The sequence below is a fragment of the Actinomyces sp. MRS3W genome, assembly GCF_032465695.1.
In the GTDB taxonomy this organism is placed as follows: Bacteria; Actinomycetota; Actinomycetes; order Actinomycetales; family Actinomycetaceae; genus Actinomyces.
Genome location: NZ_JAWDJJ010000050.1, coordinates 1 through 5,661, shown reverse-complemented (window position 1 = coordinate 5,661; position 5,661 = coordinate 1). Strand labels below are relative to the sequence as shown.

Here is a 5,661-nt window from a genome sequence, read left to right as displayed (position 1 = left end):
CCTCACCTGTGAGTCACAGTCCGAGCGTGGACTTGATCTCGTCTCCGGCGCTGGTCATCGTGGATTCGGGGTCCGCGCCGCCGACGATGTTGGCCTCGGCCATGCCCAGCGGGCCCCAGATGGCGGACATCTCGGGGATGGCGGGCATGGGATCGGCATTTGCGGCGAAGTCCATGAACTTGACCATGTTGGCGTCACTCGACTCCAGCTTGCTGGCCAGGTCCTGCTGGACCGGCGGCAGCGGGTTGATGGCGTACATGGCCTCGGCGATGGAGGAGTCCTTGGCGACGTCGGCGACGAAGGTCTCGGCGAAGGCCTTGTTGGCGCCGCCGGCGACGTAGAAAGCGTTGACGCCGGCGAAGGGGCGGGCGTCGTCCATACCCTCGAAACCGGGGATCTTGGACAGTTCGAAGTCAATGCCGGCGGTGTTGATGTCCCCCAGAGCCCAGGGGCCGGAAATGAGGTAGGCGGCCTTGCCCTCGGTGAACAAGGAGATGGCATTGTCCCCGGTGACGGAGGTGGCCAGCACGCCTTGCTCGCCCAGCTCGCCGATCTTCTTGGCGGCGGCAACAGAGCCTTCGGCGCCGACGCCGACGTCGGTGGGGTCGAGCGAGCCGTCGTCCTTGGTGCCGAACAGGTAGCCGCCGCCGGAGGTGTACAGCGGCTCCATGTGGTAGGCGTCGCCAGACTCGCCGACCGGCAGCGACAGGACGACGTCGGCGCCCGAGGCCTGGCCGGCCTCGACCAGCTCCTCGATGGTGGCCGGCTCGGTGACGTCGGTGAGCGCCTTGTTGACGAACAGGCCCAGCGTCTCCACGCAGTAGGGAACGCCGTAGTACTGGCCGTCATAGGTGACCGCGTCCAGGGCAACCTGGCTGTAGTTGGCTTCCGCGGCGGCGTCGAGGGTGACGGGGGAGATGGAGCCGTTCTGGACCAGGTTGCCGATCCAGTCGTGGGCGGCGACGATGACGTCCGGGCCGTTACCGGCTTGGTTGGCGGCGATGAAATTGCCTTGCAGGTCATCGGCGACGATCTGCACTGCCACGGTGATGCCCTGGTCGTCGCCCCACTGCTGGGCGATGTCTTTCAGTGCACCGGCCTTGACCTCATCGGTCCAGATGACGAGGTCGGCGTTCGCATCGCGGACGACCTGCTCATCGGTGGACTCGGCAGTGGCCTCGGCGGCTTCGGTGGCGGGGGTGGATGTGGTCTCGCTGTCTTTGGAGCCACAAGCGGCGGCGGCGGCGAGGGTGGTGGCAATAGCGGTCATGGAAAGAAAGGACCGGCGATTGAGGGACACCGTGATTCTCCTTCGAATCTCCTGGGAGCTGATGAGATGTGGTGTCAAAAAATTACCGCACGCTTGCAAGTCTTGCAAGACGCGCCGGGGTTCTATGAAAAGTTGTTGCAGAAAAGTGCCTCAGGCAACAGTGGAGGCATCGAGCCAGACCGTCGTCGTCGGCGGCACGATGATGTTGCCGTCTCCCTGGGCGAGCGCTCCCGAAGACAGCAGAACCTCCGCATGCTCCGGCAGCATGACCGGCCGCTGGGAGGTGTTGACCAGGACCAGCACGTCGCGCGCCAGCGCGGCCAGCACGTCGCGCGGGCACCAGTCCAATCCCTCCACGAATGCAAAGGGTGCTGCCGCCAGGTGGTGCTCGTGGCGCACATAGGTGGCATGCCGGACGGTGGCCAGCGGCGAGCCGAATTGAGCACCCTGGGAGGAGGCGGATACCACCGCCGCCAGCTCCAGCGGATCTGTCGGCTTATCGGCGTCGGGCAGGCCGATCTCGTCGCCCTGACGCAGATAAACGGCGCCGGGCAGTGCCAGCACCAGGGCTTGCAGTGCCAGCGCACGGCGATTCACTTCCGCACCAGCCGCAGTCTCGAACCAGCGGCGTCCATCTCCCGGATCGGAGAGGTCCAGCAGCCGGTAGCTGGGCAGGTAGCGCCACACCGGAGGCGCGCCGAAGCGGTCGTGCTCGATGAGTGACTCGGTGATGGCGTGGGTTAAGGAGGCGGGGTCCCAACGGGAGAGTATGAGGCGATCGTCGCGCAGGTGATGCAGCCAGTCGTCCTGCAAGTGATGGCGCAGCGCCTCGGGATAGGTGGCGGAGACATCGGCGCCGAGCATGCCCTCGGGCACGTACTGAGCAACCAAGGACTGCACCACCGTGAAGTACTCGCTCAAACGCCCCAGGTCGGACTCGTCCCAGACTTCGGGAGGAACAATAGTGCCCAAGTCCACGCCGTCGGCGCCGGCGGCCAGGAAACCCGAGGCGCGCACCACCAGCCCGTCATAATCCCGTTCCTGACCGACGATGATCGGGTTGGCGTCGCGGGCGTGGGCCCCGGTGACCGGGCCGAGGGCGCCCGAGATCCGCACGATGACGCGTAGCCCCAGCTCGTGTGCCCGATCCGCGAAGCGGCGGAAGGCGGCCACCTCGGCGTCAGCGGAGGTGGCGATGCGGGAAGGGCGGATGAGGATGGCGCCGAACCCAAGAGAGACAACGTGCTCGAGTATGTCCCTCGCACGGTCCAGTTCGGTGGCCCCGAGGTCGGGTGAGGCGATCTCGTAGACGAGTCCATCCCGCCACCACTCGACTGGGCCGGTGTATGCGCGGTGGACGAGCGTCGTCGTGGTCGTCACGGCAACTGGCTCCCTTCCGCCGGGATTTCCCCGGATCTTCGGACTGCGCGACTCATAGTAACCCGCTGTCATGACCGGTGTGGCCACCTTCTGCGATACGTTGGACTCATGTCTGTCTCACATGAGCAGCTCCCCGTCGCGGCGGCGCCGGCCACGGGCACCGCTTTGAGCGAGGACACCGGCGATCTCATCGGTTACGGCGCCCATGATGTGGTGCGCTTCGTGCCCGAGCCTGCCAAGAACCCGCAACGCACTCCCTTTGAGCGCGACCGTGCCAGAATCCTGCATTCCTCGGCCCTGCGCAGGCTCGGCGCCAAAACCCAGGTGCTGGGGCCGTCCAGTGACGACTTCGTGCGCACGCGCCTGACCCACTCGCTGGAGGTCGCTCAAGTCGGACGTGCCCTCGGCCAGGCGCTGGGATGTGATCCCGACGTCGTCGACGCCGCCTGCCTGTCGCATGACCTGGGCCACCCGCCCTACGGCCACAACGGCGAGCAGGCGCTCAACGTGGTGGCCCAGTCCATTGGCGGCTTTGAGGGCAACGCCCAGACCTTCCGCATCCTCACCCGGCTCGAGCCCAAGACCCTGGACGCCACCGGGCGCGGCGTGGGCGTCAACCTCACCCGCGCCAGCCTGGACGCCGTGGCCAAGTACCCCTGGGCGAAGGGGGAGGGGCCGGGCGGGGCAAGCGGCCGCTCCGCGGTCAAGTACTGCTGCTACCCCGAAGACCGCGAAATCTTCAACTGGATGCGGGCCGGGGCGCCATTGGGCCGACGCTGCCTGGAGGCGCAGATCATGGACTTCTCCGACGACGTCGGCTACTCCGTCCACGACGTCGAGGACGCTATCGCCCTGTTCAAAATGGATCCCGCTCGGCTCACCGACGCCGCAGAGATCGCCACCGTCATCGACGCCACCCGCTCCTGGTACGGCGGCCGCATGAGCGCCGACGCACTCGGCGCCGCCTGGGAGCGCCTGGCCGCTCAGCCATTCTGGATCCGCGCCTACACCGGCTCGCTGGCGGACGCCGCGGACCTGAAGAACCTCACCAGCCAGCTCATCGGCCGCTTCGTCTCCGCCGTTGCCGCAGCCACCCGTGAGGTCTTCGGCGAAGGGCCACTGACCCGCTATGACGCCGACCTGGTCATCCCCGAAGAGACCGCCGCCGAGATCCTCCTTCTTAAGGGGGCGGCCGTGCGCTACGTCATGGCCCCCCGCGAGCACGAGCCCGTCTACCTGCGCCAGCGCACCGAGCTGTTCGACCTGGCGGATGCGCTGCTTGAGGCGGGGCCCGCCCGCCTGGAGCCTATTTTCGCCGCTGCCTGGAACGAGGCCGCGGACGACGCCGGCCGCCTGCGCGCCGTCGTCGACCAGATCGCCTCCCTCACCGATACCTCCGCGCAAGCCTGGCATGCCCGGCTGTGCGGGCTGCTGTCCCAGGTGTAGGCAAGCGGGTGAATGTCGTATCCCTCGCCTAGGATGGGGCCATGGCGGGACTGATCAAGCGCGAGGACATCGACGCGGTGCGTGAGCGCGCCAAGATCGAGGACGTCGTCGGCGAGCATGTCACGCTCAAAAGCGGCGGTGTGGGCTCGCTCAAGGGACTGTGCCCCTTCCACGACGAACGCACCCCCTCCTTCAATGTCCGCCCCCAGCTGGGCTTGTGGCACTGCTTCGGTTGCGGTGAGGGCGGCGACGTCATCGACTTCGTGCAGAAGATCAATCACCTGTCCTTCACAGAGGCGGTCGAGTACCTCGCCGGGCGCGTGGGCGTGCAATTGCGCTACGAGGAGGGTGGCACCGTCAAGCGCGGCATTGAGCCGGGCACCCGCCAGCGGCTCCTGGAGGCCAACCGCCTGGCCGAGGCCTGGTTCCAGGAGCAGTTGGCGACGCCGGCCGCTCAAACCGGTCGCGACTTCCTCACCGGCCGCGGCTTTGACCGCCACGCGGCCGCCCACTTCGGTGTGGGCTACGCCCCCGAGGGGTGGGACAATCTCGCCCGTATGCTGCGCTCCCACGGCTTCACCGAGCGGGAACTGGTTGAGTCCGGGCTGTGCGGGCGCGGCAACTCCGGACGCATTTACGACCGCTTCCGTGATCGACTCATCTGGCCCATTCATGACGTCACCGGCGCCCCGGTCGGTTTCGGTGGGCGACGGCTGTCGGATGCGGACAAGACCGTGCCCAAGTACCTCAACACCCCGGAGACCGCCATCTACCACAAGGGGCAGGTGCTGTACGGGCTCGACTTGGCCAAGTCGGACATTGCCCGCACCCACCAGATCGTCGTCGTCGAGGGCTATACGGACGTCATGGCGGCACACCTGTCCGGGGTGACCACGGCGGTGGCCACCTGCGGCACCGCCTTCGGCTCCGACCACGTGCGCATTGTGCGCCGCCTGCTCGGGGACGCCGCCGATCCGTCGGCCGGGGTCATTGCCGGCAATCGCGCCCGCGGCGGCGAGATCATCTTCACCTTCGACGGCGATGCCGCCGGGCAGAAAGCAGCCCTGCGCGCCTACGGGGAGGACCAGCACTTCGCCGCCCAGACCTTTGTTGCCGTCGAGCCCCGCGGTCTGGACCCGTGCGACCTGCGGATGGAGGAAGGCGCGCAGGCCATTCCGCGTCTGCTGCAGCGGCGCGTCCCCCTCTTCGAATTCGTCATCCGGGCCTCACTGGCCAACCTCAACCTCGACACTGCTGAGGGACGGGTGCAGGGGTTGAGATCGGCGGCGCCCGTCGTCGCCGGCATCCGCGACCGTGCCCTCAAACGCGAGTACACGCGGCGTCTGGCCGGCTGGCTCGGGCTGCCGGAGGCGGAGGCGGTTGGTGCCGTGCGCGCCTGCGAGCGGAGAGGAAATCGCCCTGCCCTTCCGGAGGAGGAGGCGCCGATGAGCCAGCATCCGGGTCTGCCGCCGGTGACCGACCCGGTGGAGAAGCTGGAACGGCGGGCCCTGGAGGTCATCGTCCAGGTGCCGCAGGTGGCGGCGCGCATCGGCGCGGACGACATC

The 5,661-nt window shown here is 67.7% G+C and carries 4 protein-coding genes; 2 read left to right on the top strand and 2 right to left on the bottom strand.

Annotated features, from left to right (window positions below; all coding sequences use genetic code 11):
• Nucleotides 1-13 precede the first annotated feature (13 nt).
• Nucleotides 14-1,270 (bottom strand): extracellular solute-binding protein, encoded by a 1,257-nt coding sequence (locus RWX45_RS01465; RefSeq protein WP_316022018.1) that lies wholly within the window; start codon nucleotides 1,268-1,270, stop codon nucleotides 14-16.
• Between the two features lie 150 nt (nucleotides 1,271-1,420).
• Nucleotides 1,421-2,650 carry a glycosidase gene (locus RWX45_RS01460; protein ID WP_316022017.1) on the bottom strand — a complete coding sequence of 410 codons (1,230 nt, stop codon included), beginning with the start codon at nucleotides 2,648-2,650 and terminating at the stop codon, nucleotides 1,421-1,423.
• Nucleotides 2,651-2,758: 108 nt separating this feature from the next.
• Here RWX45_RS01460 and RWX45_RS01455 point away from each other — a divergent pair, with 108 nt between their 5' ends.
• Both RWX45_RS01455 and dnaG read left to right on the top strand, forming a co-directional pair.
• Complete coding sequence (locus tag RWX45_RS01455) at nucleotides 2,759-4,096, top strand: deoxyguanosinetriphosphate triphosphohydrolase (protein ID WP_316022016.1); 1,338 nt, start codon at nucleotides 2,759-2,761, stop codon at nucleotides 4,094-4,096.
• A gap of 41 nt (nucleotides 4,097-4,137) precedes the next feature.
• Nucleotides 4,138-5,661: DNA primase (gene dnaG, locus RWX45_RS01450; protein WP_316022015.1), on the top strand; the 1,524-nt coding region annotated here is incomplete at its 3' end.